Origin of the sequence: Rhodococcus sp. 66b, from assembly GCF_002076325.1 — a bacterium.
Taxonomy (GTDB): domain Bacteria; phylum Actinomycetota; class Actinomycetes; order Mycobacteriales; family Mycobacteriaceae; genus Rhodococcus_F; species Rhodococcus_F erythropolis.
The window spans coordinates 632,034-652,717 of sequence record NZ_MUZB01000001.1 but is presented as its reverse complement, the minus strand read 5'-3'; the positions used below and the strand labels follow the sequence as shown (position 1 = coordinate 652,717).

Genomic DNA, 20,684 nt, shown 5'->3' with positions numbered 1-20,684 from the left:
CGGCGGCATCGGCGCAGCCGCACTCTGCGGCGGCGGCGGACAAGGCGACGCACTCATCATCCGCGTCCCCAAGGCGTAATTACTTCATCCTGACCAGACAGGTCGCCGAGCCCTCATCGTGCTCGGCGACCTGTCTGTTTCATGTCGGAGGCTAGTTCGGATCAAGCGTCGTCAAACGGTTGCGCAACAACTTCTCGATCTCCGAACGTCGGTATCTCCGATGTCCGCCAAGCGTTCTCAGAGTGCCGACCTTGCCCTCCCTCGCCCACCTGGACACCGTGGTCCTGTCGACATGGAACAGTGCGGCAACCTGTTTGGTTGTCAGCCATTCGTCGACAGATGCTGCGTGCTCTTCTTCTCGGCTCATTGACAGTGATTCGTAGCCGTAGCGTGGATGGATGGGTCCGACAATGAATTGGCAACCCCTGGCGCGCTGTGAAAGACTCGCTGCAAAACTTTACTATTCCTTGGGGAAAATATGTCGAAGTCGGTAACTCTGATCCGTTCCACATCACTCTCATCGGTCGCTGAATACGCCTATGCAGCAACGGCTCCCGCCGAGGCTCGACTGATCTTCCTGGCCGGATCCTGCCCGTTGAACGAGGACGGCTCCACTGCCGCCATCGGCGACTACGCAGGACAGGCAGCCAAGGCCGTCGACAACCTGAGAACAGCTCTCTCGGACGCGGGCGCGTCCATCACCGACGTGATCAACACCCGCGTCCTGGTGGCGTCGAGCAATCAAGCCGACCTCGTTGCGGCGTGGGAGGTAGTCCGCGACGCGTTCGGTGATCACGACGCCCCAAGCACTCTGATGGGTGTGACCGTTCTCGGTTACGACGATCAACTGGTCGAGATCGAGGCAATCGCGGCCGTCGTCGACTGAACTCGAACCGAACCGGGCGTTCCTACCGGGGATCTTCGTGAGCAAGGGCCTGGTAGCCCTTTGCCCCCGCACGATCCACAGCGGCTCGCACAACAGCGAAGATGGCTCCCTGCAGGGCGGCGGCGATCAGGACTTCCTTACTCGACCTGCTCAAATCTTTTGGCTCGGGCGCATTCTTGTCGTCACCGATGCGCTTCCACACCTGCTGGAAGACGGCACCGGCCAAAATGCCGCCGAGGACGCTCGTCGCCAGTGAGAGTGGCTTGTACATCGCTTTCGATACTGCGCTCATTGCGCGGATCCTCCATGGTTCGATTCGTACCGCCTGAGCGGGCTGACCGACTCTCACTACCCCACAGGCGAACTGTCGAAACATTGCACCGGCGCGGCGCGAAGTTGACTGTCGCACGTTATGTTCCACGGTTTGCCATTTCGCGGGCCGGGTAGGATCGTCTTAGCGAAAGAAGGTTGTGTAAGTCATGGAAAACTACAGAATCGAACTACCGGACGGTACTACGGTGATGGAAGATTTCGTCTCGGATCGCGCCGCCATCGCATACGCGGTCGATCTGAATCACGGGTGTAGCGAGAAAGTATCGGTATTCCGTATCACCGACGAAGGGGAAACCATCCCGACTCGGATGTGCCCCAAGCCGAATCCTGCTTCGCGGCGTCGCGCGCGAAGCGTCCGATAGAAACCGGTCAAGAAGCGTCGAGGCGGGGGAAGAGCGTTTCTCTTGCGAGCAACAGCAAGGCCGCAGCGACTGGAATCGCCAGCAACGCACCGACAATACCGAGCAACGCTCCGCCCAACAGGACCGCGACCACAGTCACCAACGCCGGGACCGCTACCGTCTTCCCGATGATCTTCGGAACGAGCAGGTAGTCCTCGAGCAGACGTAACGCGATGAAGAATGCAACTGTCGCCAATGCCGTTGGGACAGAGACTGTCAGGGAGACCAGGGCGACGATAACCCCTGCGATCGTGGAACCGACTATCGGGATCAGATCGAGCAGAGCGACCAGCAGCGCCAGGATCAACGGGTACGGCACGTCGAAGATCAACAACCACGCGAAGGTGCACACTGCGGTGATCACGGAGATCAGAACATTGCCGAGGACGTACCCACCCACACCTGCCAGTATCTGATCACCGATGGCGATTGCTCGGGGCCGCCGCGAATGTGGCACCAGCCGATACAGATTCGTGCGGATTCGTGGATAGTCGATCAAGAAGTACGTCGTCAGTACAGCAACGATTCCGGCGTCGGCGACTGCGCTGAACACCGCCCGCCCCGCACCGAGCAAACCCGTCGCGAGCGCAGAACCCGAACCATCCAGTTGTGTGGTGAGGTGCTGCTCGAGGTGATACTTCTCATCGAGGTCGTTGACGATCGGATACCGGTCACGAATGTGTGTCAGGAGTTCGGGAGCGTGCGATGCAAACTGACGTCCCTGCTCGACCAGCGGGGTGATCGCAGCAACGAGAAACAGCGCCAACATCACTGCAATTCCGAGGAGTACCACGGTGACTGCGATCCAGCGCCGGAAATGTCTCCGCTCCAGCCAGACGATCATCGGTTCGATGCCCACCGCGAGAAACAGCGCGACCACGATCAGGATCAGCATGCCTCGCGCCGCAAGCAGCACTTCGATCACCGCATAAGTCACGGCAACTCCGGCCGCGGCGCTCAGACCGATGAAGAACGGTGACCGACGGTCGAATCTCGGTCCGGGCTCACCCAGCGGCCGGACAGGCGTCGCCAATGCTGCGGCTTCGCGTTCCGCTTCCGCCATCGGATCTACGGCTTGGACTTCACTTTCGGAGTCCGGTGAACGGTCTGCGGAACTGGGATCCATTCAAGCCACCTCACGATCCGCGCGACTTCCCGGCACGGGAGTGAGTACCCGTGCCGTAGTCGGATCAACCTCGAGGCCTCTCCGCTCCGCTTCGGGTCAGTGCCAGCCCGGTTCCCACAACTCCGATGATGGACACTGCGATGGCGATACTGGGCCAACCGTCGCTCTGCCAGTAGACGTCGTCGAGAGTGATCAGCAACGCGGCCTCGTCGACGATGAGCCCGAGTGCAATACCCAACGCGATGCCCATCCATGTTCGTGCGCGAGGGCTTCGGTCTACGAGGCCGAAGATCGCCACCCCGGCCAACAGGAGAATTCCCCACAGGTAATGGTGAAGGTGCGTCCCACCGGCACTGATGTCGCCGACGTCCCTGGTGTCGATCTGGATCAACCAGGTCACCAGACGTGCTCCACCGAACGTCAGTGTGAAGGCCACCCACGCCAACACCAAACCGCGGCGTGACTCGTCAACTTGATTCCATCTGCGAGGAAACCTGAATCTCTCCACAGGTTTCTCTTCCGCATGATCTCGAGAAAGCATCCTTCATGTTTACCCGACGCAGCTCAGAGCGATAATTTCGGGTAGAGACACCGAAAATCAATTGGAGAACGAAAAAGCGGTACTCGATCTCCGAAGAGATCAGGTACCGCCTTCTCAGCTACTCGCGCAGTATCGATCAATACCAGACTTTTCGTCCGCCCACTGCACGCCCGGTAGCGCCGAGGATGGACAAAACTGCACCTACGACGACCAAAATGATGCCGACGGTGGTCAGAATGCTCAACCCCGTGAAAAAGCCGATCAACGCCAGAATAATGCCGAGAACAATCATGTGAGAACCTCATCCGGTATGCGTATAGAAATGATCTACTCAACTGACGCTACTACAAAAACTTCACAATCAAGAAATCCGATAATCGACATCATCAATACGAAACTCGTATTACTACCCAATAATGTCGGCGTTAAAACATTGGCCTTTCTTTTTCTTATCCCTCACGGTTCGATGCCTTCGATCTTGGCCTCGACGGCCGGCGTGATGTGGCTCAACACGCAGCGCCAACGACCGTCTCGCCGGGCGAACACGTCGGTGGTCCACTCCTCGGCGTCGTACTGCCTTCCGTCGTAGTGCGCAGTATTGGTGATCCGCGTGGTGAAAAGCGCAACGTCACCGAAGAAACGCACGCGAGCGCGCCCGACGCGATCCATCGCCGAATGAGTCAGGTCGCCAGAGGCCACGAAACCCAGAAACTCCGCCTTGGTGGACACCCCGGACTCCGAGACGATCACCCAGTCGTCGGCCATGAAGTCGCCGATCCGTTCGGCGTCGTTCGAGCACATCGCGACGTTCCACTCGTCTGCAGTTGCAGTCAGCACCGCTGTTTCCTGATCCGACATGGCCTCTCCCTCTACCGTCGTCACCCTCGGCGGGTGATGCCTCGACGGCAGGGTTCCCGCAAGGTGGACGTCGAACCGACGAACTACGAGAGGGCAGAGATGACAGACACCAGTCGCACCGAGCTTGCAGCTCAGGCGTACATCTACGGATTTCCCCTCGTTTTCAATCTCGACCAGGTCCATCGGTACGTTCACGACGGTGTCGGAGCGAACCCCGCCGCACCTTTCAACACCTTCAGTCACGCCCGCACACTCGCCGGCCCGGCAGATACTTTTGTCACGATCAACAACGACACCGTGTATTCCATGGCGCAGATCGACCTTTCTGTCGGCCCCGTTGCGCTGCACGTCCCCGATACCGATGGCCGTTACTACGTCCTCCAGTTCGTCGACGCCTGGACAAACAATTTCGCTTACGTCGGGCACCGTGCCACCGGCACCAAGAGCGGAGACTTCCTTCTCGTCCCACCCACCTGGACCGGAACCCCGACCACCCAGACCACAGTGATCAGATTTCCCACGACCGTTGCATCGATCGTCGGTCGGTGGGCGTGCGGCGGCGACGACGACCTCCCCGCCGTGCACGCCTTGCAGGACGCCACCACCCTGACCGTCGTCGACTCCGCCGGGGCTCCGGCCGGTCTACCGGTCCCCGACTCCGAGGTCAGCCAGGACCTCCTCTTCCTCGAGAAACTCCGCATCTGGTCGCGGGCCTTTCCGCCGGCCCCGCGCGATCGAGAACTCCAGGATTCGTTCTCACCGATCGGAGTCACCGAGCACGGGGCCTCTCCCTATGTATCGCTGTCTGCCGACGACGCTGCGGCGCTCGCAGACGGGTTGACCGCCGGAGAGAAGAATCTGCACGAAGCACTCACGCACGGCTCCAGCCCCGAGGCCAACGGTTGGAAGCTGACTTTCCACGCCTTCGACTACAACCTCGACTACTTCGAGGTCGGTGCAATCGACGATCCACAATTCAAGATCGCCGATCCCAGGTTGCGAATCATCGAACGAGCGGCGGCGGCCAAGGGCGGGCTGTGGGGCAACCACCCCTACGAAGCGGCGTACATCATGACCTACGTCGACGATCAGGGAACGCAATTGAACGGAAACCGCACCTACACGATCAGACTCGACCCCACTCCGCCGGTGAGCGCCTTCTGGTCGCTGACGATGTACTCGGTGCCGGACTTCTTCCTCGTGGCGAACCCCATCGACCGATACTCGATCGGCGACCGCACTCCCGGCATCGTCCACGACGCCGACGGTGCGTTGACGATCACAATCAGTCACGAGGAGCCGAAAGATGCCACGGCGAAGGCGAACTGGCTCCCCTGCCCGCGCGGAGACTTCCGACCGGTCCTGAGAATGTACGAACCTTCGCCCGCCGTACTCGATCAGTCCTACGTCGTCCCCGCTATCACTCGCTCGCGAGAATGACGGCTCACGTCTGACGGCCTGCCCCAGGCCAGGCCGTCAGACGGACACAGAATCAGGCGTGAGTGCCGCCGTCCACACGGATCTCCGTGCCGGTGATGAAGGCACCATCGTCGGATGCCAGCATCGCGATAACTCCCGCAACACTTTCCGGCCCGGCCATGGGAGCACCACCGGACTCCAGATCAGTGCTCAGAATTGGCGACAGCTTGCCGAAGAGCGACCAGTCGGTGTCTTCCGGCAGGTACGACGCCGTGGTGTCGGTGATCCCGCTCTTCACACTGCCCGGAGCTACCGCGACGGCGCGCAGACCCTGCTTGCCGTATTCGAGAGCCAGTGCGTGAGTGAAGGACTGGATTCCTCCCTTACTCGCCGCATATGCGGCCATGTACGGGTGCGCGAAGGCTGCGGAGGTGGAGCTGAAATTCACCACCACTGAGTTGCCGGTGGCCAGGAGAGCTGGCAGTGCCTGACGAGTGACGAGGAAGGTGCCGGTCAAGTTCACGGAGATCACCTGATTCCACAAGTCCAGTGAGGTCTCGTGGGTGTGCCCGCCTCGCAATATCCCGGCGGCGTTGACCAGTACGTCCAATCCGCCGAGGTTCGAAATCGCCTGACCCACAACATCGATCACGGAATTCTCGTCTCCGATATCGACGACGACGGTGTCGAGACGACTCTCCGTCGAGGCATGTTCAGCCGACTTCCGGGTGTCTGCCAGACCCTTCTCGGAGATGTCGGCAGCGACCACGCGGCCACCTTCGGCGAGCAACCGCAGCGCGGTGGCCTGCCCGATTCCCGATCCTGCGCCGGTGACGAGAATACGACGACCTTCGAAACGATTCATTGCTGTGTACCTTTCACGAAAACGAGTTGGCTGGTAATCCAGGCTCGGCGGCGCCGACACTCACAACTCACCCGCGAGAAACTTCAGGTACGGGAAATACGCAGCACTGCAACAGGTGTGGCACTGCGAAATCTCAGCGAGGTAATGCTCGCCGAAGTGGCGAATGTCAGACGGATCCGGCCGGTGCGGCCAAGGCTCTTTCGATCCAGACAAGACCAGAGGGGCGGCGGTCGATCGCCTTACGCCCCCGGCGGAATGTCGCTACGCCGAATCGGGCCGTGCGCAGTGCACGGCCGGAATCGAGAGTACAGCGGCGTATGGACATCACAGGCACCGTAGCAGCGCGAGTACAAGTCGCTCAAACGCGTTGTTCGCGACGCAGGTTTGATTCAGGTAATCAGATGTCACTTCTGGACAACTGTGCCGACTTAGGCAGCACTAACCTGATGGCATCTCGAAAACCCGATCCAGGAGCACAGTCGATGACACATGCAGACGCCACGAGCACAACAACTCCCCGGGCGAGCGTCCTACGAACCGCTGACCACAATCGCGGACTCAACGACGTTCTCGCCGTCGTCGAAGCAATGGAGCGACCGAGCGACCACCTGCTGCGGATCACGGCTCGTTTGACGGAGTCGACCGACGATCCGACCTGGTCACGCCCGAACGTCACCGTACGAATGAATCTCGGGCCCAATTTCGACGACGCTTCGCGTGTGTACACGGTGCGTTCCTACGATTCCGCCACCGGATCGATCGTCATCGACGTGGTCCTGCACGGACAGACCAGCCCGATGATGAGGTGGGCAGCGGCGTTGACCATCGGTGACACCTTCGGTCTCACCGGTCCGCGACCACACTTCTTGGTCCCCGACGTTCCAGGTCGACGGATCGCACTTTTTCTGGACGGCACCGCAATACCTGCGCTGTACTCGATCATCGAGCAGCTACCTACCGACGTGGTCGGAATCGGCTGGGTCACAACAGATGACGAGGTCGCTTTCGCCGAACTGCCCGCCCTCCCCGGCCTGGAGCTTCACCGCGTGAGCGCAGATCTCGCCGAGCCCGACGGCCCACTGGCGGTACGAGCACGCGAGCTCGCCGATCCCGCGAGCTACGTCGTGTGGGGAGCCGGTGAACGCAACGAGATGCGCGCAATCCGTAAGCACTTTCGGTCGACCGTCGGACTCGACAAAGACGACGTCGCGATATTCGGTTACTGGAAGCGCGGCATCAGCAACACCGAAATCGACCTCCGTCGGCGCGAGAACTACGAGCGAATCCTCGCCGGCGGTGGAACCCTGACCGACATCGACGACCTGGCCATCGAGATCTGATCGCGTACACCGGCCGACCTGACCGGCCGTGCACTGCGGTGATAAGTTCCTCTGTGCCAGCGGACCTCCACACAGGGGGTCAGGGAATCCGGTGTGAATCCGGAACTGACGCGCAGCGGTGAGGGTGACCGCCCGGGCTTACGCCACTGGATGAAAATCTGGGAAGGCGCTCGGGTGGGGCGATCTCGAGTCCGAATACCGGCTGGCAGCAGGGGTCAACAGGCGCCTGTTCACACGGTAACGGGCTCCGCGAACGAGCCCCTGCGAGAACGAGATTCCATGCGTCTGTCCAGACTTCGCCTACCCGCCGCTGCCGTCGCGGCCTTGTTGAGCGCGTCGTTGGTTGCCTGCTCCTCCGACGACAGTGCTGCCCGACAATCCAACTCTTCCGAACAATCGCGCGTGACAGTCCAGAACTGTGGCCGAGACGTCACGGTGGAGCGACCGATCGAACGGGCGATCGCGGTAAATCAGCCTGCGGCCGAAATGCTGTTCGCACTGGGAGTGCAGGACCGGATGGCCGGCTACGCCATGAGCGACGACGACGTACTCCCCGAATTACGTGAGGCACGCGGTCAGGTTCAAGCTTTCGACACCGAGTTCCCGTCCTTCGAGAGTGTCCTCGAACGCGAACCGGACATGGTCTACACGACCTTCAATTACACGTTCACCTCGGAAGGCATCGCCGACCGGACCAAGTTCACCGACCTCGGGGTCACGACGTACCAGTCGCCCAGCGAGTGCACCGGTCAGGATGCCGAGCAGAGCAAGGCCCTCACACTCGACGACTTGTACGCCGAAATCGGCGACGTGGCAACACTGTTCGACGTCAAGGACAAAGGTGTCGAGCTGACCGAGAGTTTGAAGGATCGCGCGGCCACCGCCACGGCGTCGCTGGGAGCCGAAAACGTGACGCTGGCGTGGTGGTATGCAGCCACGAAGACTCCGTACTTCGCCGGGTGCTGCGGTGCACCGGGAATCATGACCGACGCGGTGGGCGCGAAGAACGCCTTCGACGACAATAAACAGTACTGGCCCGAAATCGGTTGGGAGAGTGTGCTCGATCGAGACCCGACCGTGCTGGTGCTCGCAGATCTCGACCGCGGCGGAGACGGCGACAGTGCCGCAGACAAGATCGCGTTCCTCGAATCGGACCCGGTCGCCAGCAAGCTCACCGCAGTGAAGAACAAGCGTTACATCATCCTCGAGGGAACGACGATGGATCCCTCGATCCGCAATGTCGGTGGCATCGAACAGCTCTCCGACGGGCTGCGCCAGTTGGGTGTGGTCTAGATGTCCGCGGAGATCAGTGAACTGGTGCGTCAGTGGGACGACCAGCAGGCGGCATACATCGCCGACCGCGAAAAGCGATTCGACGCGATTCTCGACGTTCTCGAATTGCAGTACGCGCACATCCCGTTCACGGTTGTCGACCTGGCCTGCGGACCGGGCTCACTGAGCGCCCGGATCCTCGAGAAGTTCAAGCACGCGAGCGTTGTGGGGATCGATTACGACCCGATGCTGCTGGAAGTCGCCCGTCAGTCGTCGACTCGTTTCGGAGACCGACTGCAGCTGGTCGACGCAGACCTGCTGAGCACCGATTGGCCGACTTCGGTGACTGCACCGGTGCAGGCGATAGTGTCGACAACAGCGCTGCACTGGTTACAACCACAACAGCTCGTCGAGGTGTACCGGCAGTGCCGCGAACTGCTGAGTCCTGACGGAGTCCTGCTCAACGGTGATCACTTTCGCTTCGACAGCCGCTTCCCTGTCATCGGTCGATGGGCGAAGGCTCACGACGAGCAGACGCAACGCTCCGCCTTTGCTGCCGGTGCTCCCGAGTGGGACAGCTGGTGGGAGGAGTTGCGGGCAACTCCCGGCATCGGACCAATGACCGACGAGCGAGAGCGCAGATTCGCCGGACGCGACGCTACCGCGCCCACTGCCGTCGACTTCCAGTTGGCGGCGCTCGCGCAAGCAGGTTTTCGAGAGTCGGGAACGGTCTGGCAACTGTTCGACGACTACGTGGTCTACGGCGTGAGATGACGACAAGAGTTCGCCTGCGTGACAACCCGACGACCGTCACCCTGCTGTGGGTGATCGGTGTTGTCACGCTGGCCGGGTCGGCCGCCGTGGCGATCACGTTGGGGCCGGCCGGTCTGTCGGTCGGTGAGGTGGCCTCGATCGTCATCGGCCATCTCGGCGGTACCGCGGCGGACGTCACCCCTATCCGCGACGGCATCGTGTGGGATCTCCGTCTGCCACGTACTCTGCTCGCCGCGCTCTGCGGTGCGGGCCTCGGGCTGTGCGGGGCGATCATGCAGTCTCTGCTTCGCAATCCACTGGCTGATCCTTTTGTCCTCGGTATCTCGTCCGGCGCCTCGACCGGTGCCGTACTGATCGTGATCCTCGGAGTGGGGTCGGGGGTGATCGGCTTGTCGAGCGGCGCTTTCATCGGCGCGGTGATCTCCTTCGCCCTTGTGTTGCTGCTCGCCCATGCGGCCGGCGGCACGCCGGATCGGGTGATCCTGGCCGGAGTCGCCGCGACCCAACTGTTCTCGGCGCTCACCTCGTTCATCGTGATCACCTCGGCCGATCCCGAGCAGACTCGCGGCGTGATGTTCTGGCTCCTGGGCTCACTCGGCGGCGCCGACTGGCTCGACGTCGCGCTCTGCGCTGCGGTGGTCGCCGTCGGCCTCGTGGTCTGTCTGACTCACTCCCGCGCACTCGACGCCTTTGCCTTCGGCGAGGACGCGGCGTCGTCGCTGGGGGTGAACGTGTGGCGGGTGCGCGTGACCCTGTTGTTGGCAACAGCTTTGATGACGGCGGTGATCGTGAGCGTCGCAGGCGCCATTGGCTTTGTGGGCCTCGTCCTCCCGCATGCGGCACGGGCTCTCGTCGGTCCGAGCCATCGGCGACTGCTGCCCGCGTCCGCACTGATCGGCTCGATCTTCCTGGTCTGGGTCGACGCCGTGGCACGTACAGCCATTGCGCCGCAGGAACTCCCGGCCGGTGTGGTAACCGCGTTGGTCGGTGTGCCTGCGTTTGCCGTCATCCTCTGGAGACGAAAGGCCAGGCCATGACACTCGAAGCGGCCGGCGTCAGCTGGCGGGTCGGCGGGGCGCTCATAGTCGACGCCCTCGACGTGTCCCCCACCGTCGGAAGTACGGTGGGGCTTCTCGGCCCCAACGGTTCGGGAAAATCGACACTGCTGAAACTGCTTGCCGGGCAGAACCGTCCGACAATCGGGGAGGTGACTCTGGACCGAACTCCGTTGCCTGACTGGAAACGCCGAGATGTCGCGCGTCGGATTGCCACCGTCGATCAGCACAGCAACACGGAGATCGACCTGACGGTAGCCGAGGTCGTCGAATTGGGTCGCACCCCGCACCGCGGATTGTGGGGCGGGCATTCAGGTTCCGACCGCGACGCTGTCCGCGCGGCGATCGAACACACCAACCTCTCCGGGATGCTCGACCGGTCGTGGCACACCCTGTCCGGCGGGGAGCGCCAACGCGTGCAGATCGCGCGCGCCCTCGCTCAGGAACCTCACGAGTTGCTGCTCGACGAACCGACCAATCACCTGGACATCAACCATCAACTCGAATTGCTCGCGCTCGTGCGTCGCCTGCCCACCACCACGATCATGGCATTGCACGATCTGAATCTGGCCGCCATGTTCTGCGATTCGATAGTGATGCTGAACCGTGGCTCCATCGTTGCCCACGGAAGCCCGACCGAGGTCCTCACCGCCGACCTGATAGCCGAGGTCTACCAGGTCGATGCCGAAGTCCGCCTGGACGGTCCCGGCGGAGTACCCACCGTGAGATACCTTCCACCCAGCTCGGATTAGACGCACGCGGATCTGTCATTCACGCGAGAGCATCGCCACTGCTTCGCGTTCGAGGTCGACGTACGGTTCCCCACTGACGTCGATCGCCACCCGGCTGAGCGTTCCACCGGTAAACGCCCATGGTGAGGTACCCGGGTAGTCGTCGGTCACAGGCTCCCCGCTGTCACGGCCTGCATTGAGCCCTTCGCCACCGCCGATGCTGAACTTGCCTGGCTGAGTGCGGATTCTGCCCTCACCGACTTTCCGATCGCCGTAGTAGAGGCCGAGCACCCCGTGCGCAGTGCCCGGCGGATCCTCACCTTCCTTGTCGAAAGTTGCTGCCAAGATTACATTTTCGCCGATGGGAAGGTCTTCGGTGGCATCGATCTTCTGCTGTTCACTGCCGAGGAAGTTGTACACGTAATGCAGTCGGTTGTCCTTGACGTACAGCGAGTGACCACCGAACCTGCCGCCATGCGAGAACAGCACACCGGCCGCACCCGGTTCGGCCAAGTCGACAACTGCCCCGATCGAGTATGAACGATTACGAAGGTTGACAGCGACGGCTTCCGGTACCTCGGCTCCCCCTGGACGGTAGACGTACCGGTTGCGCGGCGGAGCCAGCTGGGGGCGAGGTGTGGTGAGGAGTTCGACGCCGGACCGATCATCCAGTGGCAGAGCTTGATTGGCGCCGGCCTCGTGGAACCACAACCCCACGAGCTCGGCGAGCCTGCCGGGTTCTTCGCCGGCAAGGTTCCGGAGCTCGGCTCGGTCCACCTCCGTGTGGTAGAGCTCCCAGGTGTCTTCCGAGAAATGACCCCACCCGCTCAGAGTCGGGTGCGTGGTGACGGCCTTCCACCCGTCATGCCAAATCCCTCGTCCTCCGAGCATCGAATAGAACTGGGTGTGCTTGGCGGTGGGGATGTTGCCGGCGTCGAAGCTGTACCGCATGCTCACGCCTTGGATCGGGTGCTGGGTGTATCCCTTCACCGTGTCGGGCAAGTCGACACCGACGCAGTCGAGCAAAGTCGGGACGACGTCGATGGCATGGTGGTACTGATCTCGAATCTCGCCTCGGGCGTCGATGCCCTCCGGCCACGAGATGATGCAGGGGTCGCAGGTTCCGCCGTTGAACGAGTACCGCTTCCACATCTTGAAGGGCGTGTTGAACGCCATCGCCCACCCGTTGGGATAGTGGTTGTACGTCTCGGTGCTGCCCAACTCGTCCAGCTTTGCCAGGTTCTCGGCGAGGTCGTCGGGTACCCCGTTCGCGATTTTGTTCTCGTTGACTGAACCGTCGGGTCCGCCCTCACCACTGGCACCGTTGTCGGAAACCACCACGATGATCGTGTTGTCCAGCTGCTCGATTTCTTCGAGGTATTCGAGCAGGCGTCCGATCTGATCGTCGCAGTGCGAGAGGAAGCCCGCGTACACCTCCGCCATCCGTGAGAACAGTCGCTGCTCGTCAGCGGACAGGGTGTCCCAGGGGCGGGTGAAATCCAGCGGCGGGAACGGTTTGCCGTCAGGTCCGGTGCGGGTGTCAGGAGTGCCTATCGGGTTGAGTGAGGGCAGAGTCGTGTCGTTCGGGACAAGTCCCATGTCCTTCTGCCTCGCCAGAATCTCATCCCGCATGGCTTCGTACCCTGCGTCGAACCTGCCCGCGTAGCGATCGGCCCATTCGCGGGGCGCGTGATGTGGAGCGTGTGCGCACCCGGGTGCGTAGTAGAGAAATACAGGCCGGTCCGGAGCTATCGACTTCACGTCGCCGATGTATTCGAGCGCTCTGTCGGTGATGTCGACGCTGAAGTGATACCCCTCTTCCGGCGTCGACGGCTGTTCGACGGGGTGGTTGTCGTGGACGAGGTCGGGATACCACTGATTGGTCTCGGCACCGAGAAAGCCGTAGAACCGCTCGAATCCGCGCCCGACCGGCCAATTCCGTTTCGTGGAAGCAAGATTCATCTCGTCTTCGGCGCACAGGTGCCATTTGCCGACCATCGCTGTACTGAACCCCTGCTCGACCAGAACCTCGGCGAGCGTGGCACATTCGGGAGGGATGTGACCGTTCCCGCCGGGAAACCCGACCGCGCACTCACTGATGCAAGCCATTCCGTTGGTCGTGTGGTTCCGGCCGGTGAGCAGACACGATCGCGTCGGTGAGCACAGCGCTGTGGTGTGCCACTGCCCGTACCGCAATCCGTTGCCCGCGATGCGGTCGATGTTCGGCGTCTCGATCGGTCCCCCGTAGCAACCCAAGGCGCCGAATCCGACGTCGTCGAGAACGATGTAGAGAATGTTCGGCGTGCCGGCGGCAGCCTTCGGCTGCTCGTACGGGCTCCAGTCGGGAATCGAATCGCGAATATCGAGGTTGACGACGCCTTTGAATGCGTTGGCCATGACCTGGCTCCTTGTAGGTGATCTGAATGCCAGCCTCTACGGCTGCATGGTCAATCGCATACCCCGATTGTGCTCACCGAAGCGCTGTCGCCCGAAATGGGCGATGCCATCTTCGGCAGGAGGTCCGAGTATGAAAGTGCCGGGTCTGTCATCGCCTCACTGGAAGCCAGGGACCACATGAGCAGTCAATTCGTTGAAGCCTCCACCTCCGATAACCCTGACCCGCTTCCGAGCTGGCAGGACGGCACGCCGAAACAGGCCATCAGGCAATTCGTCGAACGCGCGACGACTGCGGGAAGTCCGGACGAAATCGCACCGGAAGACCGGATCGCAGTCTTCGACAACGACGGAACCCTGTGGTGTGAGAAGCCGATGCCGATCCAACTCGACTTCATCTTGCGCCGCCTCGTCGAGATGACCAACCAGGATCCAACTCTTCGCAACCGTCAACCGTGGCAGGCGGCCTTCGAGCAGGACTACGCCTGGTTGAACGATGTGATCTCGAAGCACTATCGCGGCGACGACAGCGCACTGAAGGTGCTCGCGGCCGGTGTCCTGGCGGCATTCGCCGAAGTCACAGTCGACGAATTCGAAACCCACGCCGATACCTACCTGCGCACTGCTTCGCATCCCACTCTCGATCGCAAATATTTGCACTGCAGCTATTCGCCCATGGTGGAGTTGCTCGATTACCTTGCGGCCAAAGGCTTCTCCAACTACATAGTCTCTGGCGGAGGACGTGATTTCATGCGGCCGATCAGTCAGGAGGTCTACGGCATCCCCCGAGATCGCGTCATCGGCAGCGGCGTGGCATTGACGTGGAAGGACGACGGCCACAGCGGCACGATCCTTCGTCAGCCCCAAACCGATGTCGTCGACGACGGGCCGGCCAAGCCCGTACAGATATGGAACCGAATCGGTCGACGACCTGTCATCGCGGCCGGAAACAGCAACGGTGACCTACCTATGTTGCAGTTCGCCGAACACCCGAACATTCCGGCACTTCGTCTTCTGGTGCTCCATGACGATCCGGAACGCGAGTTCGACTACGTGGACGGAGCCGAGCACGCACTCGACGCCTCGCGCACAAACGGGTGGACAGTGGTGAGCATCAAAAACGACTGGAAGACAGTCTTCGAACCACTCGCCGAATGACAGTATGGACGTGTGACCCTCGATGATGTCGCCGACGAACTCTACGGCCTCGACCCCGGCGAGTTCGTCGAGGCGCGTACAAAGCATGTGAAGGCTGCCCGGGAGGACAACGACCGCACACTGGCCGCGGAGATCGGAAAACTTCGGAAGCCAACCACCGTGGGATGGTTGGTCAATCTCATTTCGCGCAATCTATCCGAAGATCTGGATGCACTTCTCGCGCTTGGCGAATCGCTACGCGACGCCCAACGCCATCTCTCAGGTCAGGACTTGCGACGGCTGACGACACAGAGGCAGCAGGTGGTGCGAAGTCTCGCCCACAAATCCGGTGAGATCGCGGCTTCGCGTGGAAAGAATGCCGGTGAGGATGCGTTACGTGATGTCGCGCAGACCCTCAATGCCGCCCTGTCCGACGAGGAGACTGCCGCGCAGGTCCGACTCGGACGAGTTGTGACCGCTGCCAGTTACAGCGGTTTCGGGCCGGCGGGACTTGCTGTAGTGGAGGAGGATTCCGTACAAGATGCCCCTGCGATCCACACCGAAGACAACGCTCCGGCCAAATCCACTGCTCCGGATCACAAGGCCGAACAAGCCAAGGCGAAAGCAGAATTGACGGAAGCCAGGGCAGACCTCGAGAAAATCCGACGACGGGTCAAGGCCGAGACCGCCCAGTTCGAGGATGCCAGGTCAAAGCTGTCCGACCTCGACCGCCGCATCGAAGAACTCCGCGCCGATCTCGAACACGCAGAACAGGAACGACAGTTCGCCAAGAACACCGAGAAGGCTGCCGGCGTCGCGGTTCGAGAGTCCGAGGATGAGCTTCGCGAAGCCGAGCGCCGGGTCGACGAAGCAGAAGAGGGCCTTGACGAGACGGAATGAGTTGCACGTTCGGAGATCTTGACCTCTACAGCAGTTCAGGTTCTAGCGTGATTTCATGACATTCACCCGAATCGAACTCGACTACCTGGCCACACAGACTCTCGGACGCCTCGCGACGGTTCAACGGAATGGAACGCTGCAAGTCAGTCCGGTCGGATTCCACTACAACCCGGATACAGCCACGATCGACATCAGCGGTTACAACATGACGGACAGCCGTAAGTTTCACAATGTCGCGGAGAACGGGCGGGTCGCGTTTGTCGTGGACGACATCGCATCTGTAGATCCATGGCGGGTCAGGTGCGTCGAAATCCGTGGACGGGCAGAGGCTTTGGATTTTGAGGGCGCTGGTGCGCATGGTCTCGACGCACCGATCATCCGTATCCACCCCGAACGCATCATCAGCTTCGGCCTCGACGACAAAGAACTGGACGTCCACCAGTTGGTCGTGAACGGACGTGACGTCTGAATGCCCGAATCGAATTGATCAGCCTGCGGCGGCTTCGAGTTCACTCAGTGATTCCTCGAGGTGGCCCAGGAGCCGCTGCAGGTGCGGAACATTGCGGCGGCAGCCGACGAGACCGAACTGCATGGTGTCCGCGTAGCCGATGACGGTGATGTTCATTGCCTGCCCGTCCAACGGAATCGATGCCGGATAGCAGCTCTCGAGCTTCGCGCCGTTCCAGTATCGCGTCGTCGTCGGGCCGGGGACGTTGGAAATCACCAGATTGAAGACTGGGCGCCCAGTGATCAGTCGGGATGAACCAGGGATCAGCGGCAACCCGAGGCCGGCAACATTCAATGCACTGAGCGCCGTGATCTGCAGGGGCGTCAGGCCCGACATCAGGGACTTGGCGCTACTCATCGAGTCGTGAACTCTCTGAAGTCTGGCCGCCGGATCCGCCAATTCGGTTGCCAGATCACACAACACCGCACCAACAGCATTGCCGGAAGCCTCACCCTCATCGCCTTTACGAAGTGATACCGGCACCATCGCGATCAACGGTTTGTCCGGCAACTCGTCCAGTTCGATCAGGTAACGCCGCAGCGCGCCCGCACACATAGCCAACACCGCATCGTTGAGCGTCACGTCTGCAACGCAACTGACCTTGCGCAGGCGCTCGATCGGCCACGACTGCGCGGCGACACGCCTCGCTCCGGTGATCGGGACGTTGAAGATCGATTTCGGAGCAGCAAACGGCAACGGTGCGACGTGGTCCTTCACTGCCGAGGCAGCGGCGTTCACAATCGCAGGGCCCACCCCGACCACATCTTGCACGGTCTCGATCACGGAGCCCACCCGCCTCTGCAGGTCCAGCCCGCGACTGGCTCGAACCCGCCCCGAAGAAGGTCGCTGCGCCCACGGAGGCATCGATTCTCGATCGAGCGGGTCCGACGAGAGGCTGCGGTACCACGCCTGAACAGCAGACACACCATCCATGAGTGCATGGTGCGTCTTCATGTACACGGCAACTCGGCCGTCGGCGAGACCTTCGATCACATACGCCTCCCACAGCGGCCGATGCCGATCGAGCAGCGTGCCGTGGAGCATGGAGGTCAGCTCGAGCAATTCGCGGACTCGTCCCGGCTTGGGCAGCGCGAGCAACCGGACGTGATACTCGAGATCGACATCCGTGTCCTCCGTCCAACGCACCGGCGCGAAGTTCGACAAGAACTGCACCGGCTTGCGGCGGAAGAGGGGGCGAATCGAGTCGACGTCGGTGAGCGAACGGTAGAGCGACCTGGCGAATTCGCCGTCGTCTCCTTCCGGCGGAACGAAAAGCGACAGTCCACCGACGTGCATGGGATGCTCTCGTGACTCCATCAGCAGGAACATCGAGTCGAGCGGCAGCATCAGCGTCATGGCGATCCGTTCTCTCGGGCAGCTGCCCGGAGTACCGATCAGCCGCTGTTCGACAAAGTTACTCGCCCTGACTTCCCTCATTGGCGACTCCGACAAAACATTGCCCCCTCGATTTCGACAGGAGTCCGACATTCCCGTCGACGAACGCCTTTTCGGGTCGTAGCACCTCACAGAGATTCGTGGGTGAATGACGAGACACAGAGCACTGCAACAAATTTCAATCCTCACAGCCACAAGTAGTAGCGAAGGCGATCGCAGTAATACTTTTGTCGGAATTGTTTCAAATTGTCTGTACATCCAAGTCACACGTGACTACCGTCACTCATCATCACAATCCCGACTGGTCGGTTGTAACCAAAGGAGAAATACATGTCCCGACGTTCGACGTCGCGTGGGCTTTTCGGCGCACTCGCCACCGCAACTGTGTTCGCCACCGTCACAGCGGTGGGAAGCCTGTCAGCAAGCATTGCAGGAGCCGCCCCGGCAGCGGAGATCCCCTTCGGCGGTTGGGATTCATGTCCGATCGACAATCCCGAGACCAGCACCTGTATGGACGTCACGGTTACCGGCGGAAACATGAAGATCGGCAAGCTTTCCGTCGGCATTCCCGCCGGGGCGATGCGCATCGCAGGCGGAGTTGCATACCGGGAGAATCCAGAGGCTGAATTCGGATTCGACCAAGTCTTCATCCCACCGAACGACAACAGTCGGGGGATCTACGCCGAACCTATCGACATCCCCGGGGGCGCACTCGGAATCGACCTACCATTCAACAATCTCTTCGGACTGAACAAGGCCTCGGCCACCGTCGAGTCGACGTCTGCACTCCCCACCGTGGATGCATTTCAGCTTGGCGTGAAGCTACCCGTCAAATTGAAGATCGCGAACCCTCTCCTCGGCGGCAAATGCTACCTGGGCTCGGACAGCAACCCCGTTCAACTCAACTTGGATGTGACCGAATACGGCGTCCTCGAGGAGGTTCCAGGTTTCCCGGATACTGCCGTCGTTCGAAACACCGGACACACCGGACAGCCCTTCGCCGTCCCGACAGCTTCCGGATGTGGCCCGTTCGGCGTTCTGAATCCAATCGTCAACTGGCGCGCCGGGCTTCCCTCGTCCACCACGTCCAACTCCCTCACCACGACGAGTGACGTCTACAACATCGGTGCCGACAGCCTCAGGCCCCAGCCGGCCGGCTCACCCGAACCTGCTGCCGTCGCCGCCGAACGTAGCGCCAAGTAAGTAGGTCGGACTTCATTCATCGCCGGCTTCGGTGGCGTCGAGTAACGCACCGAGGGCGCGGTGGAGCTCGGCCAGTTCCCGCCCACCGGTTTTCGTCAGCACTTCCGTATTCTTTGCATCCAATTGGCGGACAATGTCTTTAGCGAGTTCTATGACTCGTTTCCCCTCGTCACTGAGATCGAGGCAAACGGCTCGCGCATCGCGACTGTCTCGTTCGCTGACAACAAACCCGCTCTTCTCCAACGCTCGCACGAGCTTGGATATGTAGATTCGCTGCAACCCTGTGTGCGCGGCGAGTTCTCGCTGACTAGGCCTCTCCCCCGCACTCACCAGACCATGGAGAGACGCGAGCACCGAATACTGGGCGTGGGTCAACCCGAGGTGCGCGATCGCTCGGTCAACCCCCGCCCGCCAGCGCAAGCCAAGGTGCCACACCAGCGACCCCGTCGTCCATATTTCTCGATCTTGCATTCAAATAGAATACATGGCTACTATCTAAATTAGGGTACATGGAAACTATTTGAGGAGTCGCAATGCCCACAATTCCCGTGCTCGACTCGACTGTGGCCTACCGCTCGTGCGGAGACGGAACACCCTTCGTACTTATCCACGGGAACCCCACATCCTCCTACCTGTGGCGAAACATCCTCCCGCAGATAGGAAATCTCGGCCAAGCGCTTGCCCCTGACCTCATCGGAATGGGCGCGTCGGGCAAACCGCCAATCGACTACGGTTTTCTCGACACCGCCCGTTACCTCGACGCATGGTTCGACCAGATGGAGCTCGACGACGTCGTACTCGTCGGACACGACTGGGGCGGGGCACTTGCACTGGACTGGGCTGCCCGCCATCCCGAACGCGTTCGAGGTGTTGCCTTCTTCGAAACGATCCTCCGTCCGATGACCTGGGACGAGCACTTCCCGGGAGACGCACGAGCGCGGGTCGAGGCCCTGAGAGCTCCCGGCATCGGCGAGACCAAGGTACTCGACGAAAACTTCTTCCTCGAAATTGCGCTTCACAGAACAGTTCTCGGAGAACTGTCCGAAACCGATGCTGAAACCTATCGCGCCCCTTACCCCTCGCCGGAGAGTCGCCGGCCCCTTCTCGAGTGGCCACGGTCCTTCCCCGTCGAAGGAAGTCCCGGCGACGTGAATGCACGAGTGGCGGCGTACAGCGATTGGCTCGCAGAAAGCAGCGAGGTACCCAAACTCCTTCTCACCTTCAGCGGCCCCGCCGAACTTCTCATGATCGGACCTGACGAAGTCGCGTGGAGCCGATCGAATATCGCAAACCTCGAGGTGAAACAGTGCGGTCCCGCAGGACATCTCGCCCCCGAGGATCAGCCTGCGGCCATCGCGGCGGCGATCACCGAATGGACACAGCGGCAACACTGCTTCAGCCGCGACTGAAGTGGGACCGTCGCCACGTTCTCTGAGCGCCGGTTTCCCCGACCCATGCGGTAGCGATCCAGACGGTGCTCCGAAATATGGGACCGACACCACCTCCGCCGGATTTGTCCGATATAACTAACTGGCGAGTACGCCGG

General features: G+C 61.3%; 22 protein-coding genes, 1 pseudogene and 1 riboswitch. Of the genes and pseudogenes, 13 read left to right on the top strand and 10 right to left on the bottom strand.

Going from position 1 to position 20,684, the window contains the following annotated elements:
• Positions 1-151: 151 nt before the first annotated feature.
• Positions 152-367: a BldC family transcriptional regulator gene (locus B0E55_RS02960; protein ID WP_021333209.1), complete on the bottom strand. Its 216-nt coding sequence runs from the start codon at positions 365-367 to the stop codon at positions 152-154.
• A gap of 111 nt (positions 368-478) precedes the next feature.
• Between B0E55_RS02960 and B0E55_RS02955 the strand changes: the two genes are divergently transcribed.
• Entirely contained in the window at positions 479-886 is a 408-nt protein-coding gene (locus tag B0E55_RS02955) for a RidA family protein (protein ID WP_019747226.1), read from the top strand.
• Between the two features lie 22 nt (positions 887-908).
• Here B0E55_RS02955 and B0E55_RS02950 read toward each other — a convergent pair whose 3' ends face one another.
• A complete protein-coding gene (locus B0E55_RS02950; RefSeq protein WP_007734706.1) occupies positions 909-1,178 on the bottom strand; it encodes a DUF4235 domain-containing protein in 270 nt (89 codons plus the stop codon).
• A 187-nt stretch (positions 1,179-1,365) separates the two neighbouring features.
• Here B0E55_RS02950 and B0E55_RS02945 point away from each other — a divergent pair, with 187 nt between their 5' ends.
• Positions 1,366-1,581 (top strand): hypothetical protein, encoded by a 216-nt coding sequence (locus B0E55_RS02945; RefSeq protein ID WP_080909041.1) that lies wholly within the window; start codon positions 1,366-1,368, stop codon positions 1,579-1,581.
• 7 nt (positions 1,582-1,588) lie between these two features.
• On the opposite strand, the gene B0E55_RS02940 is transcribed toward B0E55_RS02945, so the two are convergent.
• From B0E55_RS02940 to B0E55_RS02930, 4 genes are all read right to left on the bottom strand, one after another.
• Positions 1,589-2,746 carry an AI-2E family transporter gene (locus tag B0E55_RS02940; RefSeq protein WP_029254636.1) on the bottom strand — a complete coding sequence of 386 codons (1,158 nt, stop codon included), beginning with the start codon at positions 2,744-2,746 and terminating at the stop codon, positions 1,589-1,591.
• 64 nt (positions 2,747-2,810) lie between these two features.
• Positions 2,811-3,287, bottom strand: coding sequence for a hypothetical protein (locus tag B0E55_RS02935; protein WP_019747223.1), 477 nt, complete (start codon positions 3,285-3,287; stop codon positions 2,811-2,813).
• Between the two features lie 136 nt (positions 3,288-3,423).
• Positions 3,424-3,579 carry a DUF6131 family protein gene (locus B0E55_RS31840; protein WP_003945564.1) on the bottom strand — a complete coding sequence of 52 codons (156 nt, stop codon included), beginning with the start codon at positions 3,577-3,579 and terminating at the stop codon, positions 3,424-3,426.
• A gap of 164 nt (positions 3,580-3,743) precedes the next feature.
• Positions 3,744-4,145: a nuclear transport factor 2 family protein gene (locus B0E55_RS02930; RefSeq protein WP_029537656.1), complete on the bottom strand. Its 402-nt coding sequence runs from the start codon at positions 4,143-4,145 to the stop codon at positions 3,744-3,746.
• 99 nt (positions 4,146-4,244) lie between these two features.
• On the opposite strand from B0E55_RS02930, the gene B0E55_RS02925 reads away from it, so the two are divergent.
• A complete protein-coding gene (locus tag B0E55_RS02925; RefSeq protein WP_070387179.1) occupies positions 4,245-5,585 on the top strand; it encodes a DUF1254 domain-containing protein in 1,341 nt (446 codons plus the stop codon).
• Between the two features lie 52 nt (positions 5,586-5,637).
• On the opposite strand, the gene B0E55_RS02920 is transcribed toward B0E55_RS02925, so the two are convergent.
• The gene (locus B0E55_RS02920; protein ID WP_080909040.1) at positions 5,638-6,429 is read right to left on the bottom strand and encodes an SDR family NAD(P)-dependent oxidoreductase; all 792 of its coding nucleotides are present in this window, start codon (positions 6,427-6,429) and stop codon (positions 5,638-5,640) included.
• Positions 6,430-6,911: 482 nt separating this feature from the next.
• On the opposite strand from B0E55_RS02920, the gene B0E55_RS02915 reads away from it, so the two are divergent.
• The 5 genes from B0E55_RS02915 (at position 6,912) to B0E55_RS02895 (ending at position 11,622) form a co-directional block, all read left to right on the top strand.
• A complete protein-coding gene (locus B0E55_RS02915; RefSeq protein WP_019747219.1) occupies positions 6,912-7,769 on the top strand; it encodes a siderophore-interacting protein in 858 nt (285 codons plus the stop codon).
• A 40-nt stretch (positions 7,770-7,809) separates the two neighbouring features.
• Positions 7,810-7,990: riboswitch (cobalamin riboswitch) on the top strand.
• A 58-nt stretch (positions 7,991-8,048) separates the two neighbouring features.
• Positions 8,049-9,062 (top strand): ABC transporter substrate-binding protein, encoded by a 1,014-nt coding sequence (locus B0E55_RS02910; protein WP_080909039.1) that lies wholly within the window; start codon positions 8,049-8,051, stop codon positions 9,060-9,062.
• A complete protein-coding gene (locus tag B0E55_RS02905; protein WP_080909038.1) occupies positions 9,063-9,815 on the top strand; it encodes a class I SAM-dependent methyltransferase in 753 nt (250 codons plus the stop codon).
• Positions 9,812-10,852: a FecCD family ABC transporter permease gene (locus tag B0E55_RS02900; protein ID WP_019747216.1), complete on the top strand. Its 1,041-nt coding sequence runs from the start codon at positions 9,812-9,814 to the stop codon at positions 10,850-10,852. The genes B0E55_RS02905 and B0E55_RS02900 overlap by 4 nt, the downstream gene beginning before the upstream one ends.
• On the top strand, positions 10,849-11,622 hold the full coding sequence (locus tag B0E55_RS02895) for an ABC transporter ATP-binding protein (protein ID WP_019747215.1): 774 nt from the start codon (positions 10,849-10,851) through the stop codon (positions 11,620-11,622). The genes B0E55_RS02900 and B0E55_RS02895 overlap by 4 nt, the downstream gene beginning before the upstream one ends.
• Before the next feature lie 15 nt (positions 11,623-11,637).
• Here B0E55_RS02895 and B0E55_RS02890 read toward each other — a convergent pair whose 3' ends face one another.
• Positions 11,638-13,998, bottom strand: a complete 2,361-nt coding sequence (locus tag B0E55_RS02890) for an arylsulfatase (protein WP_019747214.1) — start codon at positions 13,996-13,998, stop codon at positions 11,638-11,640.
• A gap of 177 nt (positions 13,999-14,175) precedes the next feature.
• On the opposite strand from B0E55_RS02890, the gene B0E55_RS02885 reads away from it, so the two are divergent.
• The 3 genes from B0E55_RS02885 to B0E55_RS02875 are packed head-to-tail and all read left to right on the top strand — an operon-like array spanning position 14,176 to position 16,501.
• Positions 14,176-15,153: an HAD family hydrolase gene (locus B0E55_RS02885; protein ID WP_080909064.1), complete on the top strand. Its 978-nt coding sequence runs from the start codon at positions 14,176-14,178 to the stop codon at positions 15,151-15,153.
• Between the two features lie 12 nt (positions 15,154-15,165).
• Complete coding sequence (locus B0E55_RS02880; RefSeq protein WP_080909037.1) at positions 15,166-16,032, top strand: hypothetical protein; 867 nt, start codon at positions 15,166-15,168, stop codon at positions 16,030-16,032.
• A gap of 55 nt (positions 16,033-16,087) precedes the next feature.
• Positions 16,088-16,501 (top strand): PPOX class F420-dependent oxidoreductase, encoded by a 414-nt coding sequence (locus B0E55_RS02875; RefSeq protein WP_080909036.1) that lies wholly within the window; start codon positions 16,088-16,090, stop codon positions 16,499-16,501.
• An 18-nt stretch (positions 16,502-16,519) separates the two neighbouring features.
• Here the strand turns inward: B0E55_RS02875 and B0E55_RS02870 are convergent, their stop codons facing one another.
• A complete protein-coding gene (locus B0E55_RS02870) occupies positions 16,520-17,896 on the bottom strand; it encodes a WS/DGAT/MGAT family O-acyltransferase (protein ID WP_020906476.1) in 1,377 nt (458 codons plus the stop codon).
• Positions 17,897-18,265: 369 nt separating this feature from the next.
• Between B0E55_RS02870 and B0E55_RS02865 the strand changes: the two genes are divergently transcribed.
• Entirely contained in the window at positions 18,266-19,138 is an 873-nt protein-coding gene (locus B0E55_RS02865; protein ID WP_042950976.1) for a hypothetical protein, read from the top strand.
• A 162-nt stretch (positions 19,139-19,300) separates the two neighbouring features.
• Here B0E55_RS02865 and B0E55_RS32585 read toward each other — a convergent pair.
• Positions 19,301-19,609 (bottom strand): annotated as a pseudogene (locus B0E55_RS32585) (MarR family winged helix-turn-helix transcriptional regulator); the annotation flags it as partial.
• 62 nt (positions 19,610-19,671) lie between these two features.
• Between B0E55_RS32585 and B0E55_RS02855 the strand changes: the two are divergent.
• Positions 19,672-20,547, top strand: coding sequence for a haloalkane dehalogenase (locus B0E55_RS02855; RefSeq protein ID WP_060938310.1), 876 nt, complete (start codon positions 19,672-19,674; stop codon positions 20,545-20,547).
• Positions 20,548-20,684 lie beyond the last annotated feature (137 nt).

Coding starts and splice junctions, on each gene's coding strand:
- B0E55_RS02960 (WP_021333209.1), bottom strand. CDS start 367: ATGAGCCGAGAAGAAGAGCACGCAGCATCTGTCGACGAATGGCTGACA.
- B0E55_RS02955 (WP_019747226.1), top strand. CDS start 479: ATGTCGAAGTCGGTAACTCTGATCCGTTCCACATCACTCTCATCGGTC.
- B0E55_RS02950 (WP_007734706.1), bottom strand. CDS start 1,178: ATGAGCGCAGTATCGAAAGCGATGTACAAGCCACTCTCACTGGCGACG.
- B0E55_RS02945 (WP_080909041.1), top strand. CDS start 1,366: ATGGAAAACTACAGAATCGAACTACCGGACGGTACTACGGTGATGGAA.
- B0E55_RS02940 (WP_029254636.1), bottom strand. CDS start 2,746: ATGGATCCCAGTTCCGCAGACCGTTCACCGGACTCCGAAAGTGAAGTC.
- B0E55_RS02935 (WP_019747223.1), bottom strand. CDS start 3,287: ATGCTTTCTCGAGATCATGCGGAAGAGAAACCTGTGGAGAGATTCAGG.
- B0E55_RS31840 (WP_003945564.1), bottom strand. CDS start 3,579: ATGATTGTTCTCGGCATTATTCTGGCGTTGATCGGCTTTTTCACGGGG.
- B0E55_RS02930 (WP_029537656.1), bottom strand. CDS start 4,145: ATGTCGGATCAGGAAACAGCGGTGCTGACTGCAACTGCAGACGAGTGG.
- B0E55_RS02925 (WP_070387179.1), top strand. CDS start 4,245: ATGACAGACACCAGTCGCACCGAGCTTGCAGCTCAGGCGTACATCTAC.
- B0E55_RS02920 (WP_080909040.1), bottom strand. CDS start 6,429: ATGAATCGTTTCGAAGGTCGTCGTATTCTCGTCACCGGCGCAGGATCG.
- B0E55_RS02915 (WP_019747219.1), top strand. CDS start 6,912: ATGACACATGCAGACGCCACGAGCACAACAACTCCCCGGGCGAGCGTC.
- B0E55_RS02910 (WP_080909039.1), top strand. CDS start 8,049: ATGCGTCTGTCCAGACTTCGCCTACCCGCCGCTGCCGTCGCGGCCTTG.
- B0E55_RS02905 (WP_080909038.1), top strand. CDS start 9,063: ATGTCCGCGGAGATCAGTGAACTGGTGCGTCAGTGGGACGACCAGCAG.
- B0E55_RS02900 (WP_019747216.1), top strand. CDS start 9,812: ATGACGACAAGAGTTCGCCTGCGTGACAACCCGACGACCGTCACCCTG.
- B0E55_RS02895 (WP_019747215.1), top strand. CDS start 10,849: ATGACACTCGAAGCGGCCGGCGTCAGCTGGCGGGTCGGCGGGGCGCTC.
- B0E55_RS02890 (WP_019747214.1), bottom strand. CDS start 13,998: ATGGCCAACGCATTCAAAGGCGTCGTCAACCTCGATATTCGCGATTCG.
- B0E55_RS02885 (WP_080909064.1), top strand. CDS start 14,176: ATGAGCAGTCAATTCGTTGAAGCCTCCACCTCCGATAACCCTGACCCG.
- B0E55_RS02875 (WP_080909036.1), top strand. CDS start 16,088: ATGACATTCACCCGAATCGAACTCGACTACCTGGCCACACAGACTCTC.
- B0E55_RS02870 (WP_020906476.1), bottom strand. CDS start 17,896: ATGACGCTGATGCTGCCGCTCGACTCGATGTTCCTGCTGATGGAGTCA.
- B0E55_RS02865 (WP_042950976.1), top strand. CDS start 18,266: ATGTCCCGACGTTCGACGTCGCGTGGGCTTTTCGGCGCACTCGCCACC.
- B0E55_RS02855 (WP_060938310.1), top strand. CDS start 19,672: ATGCCCACAATTCCCGTGCTCGACTCGACTGTGGCCTACCGCTCGTGC.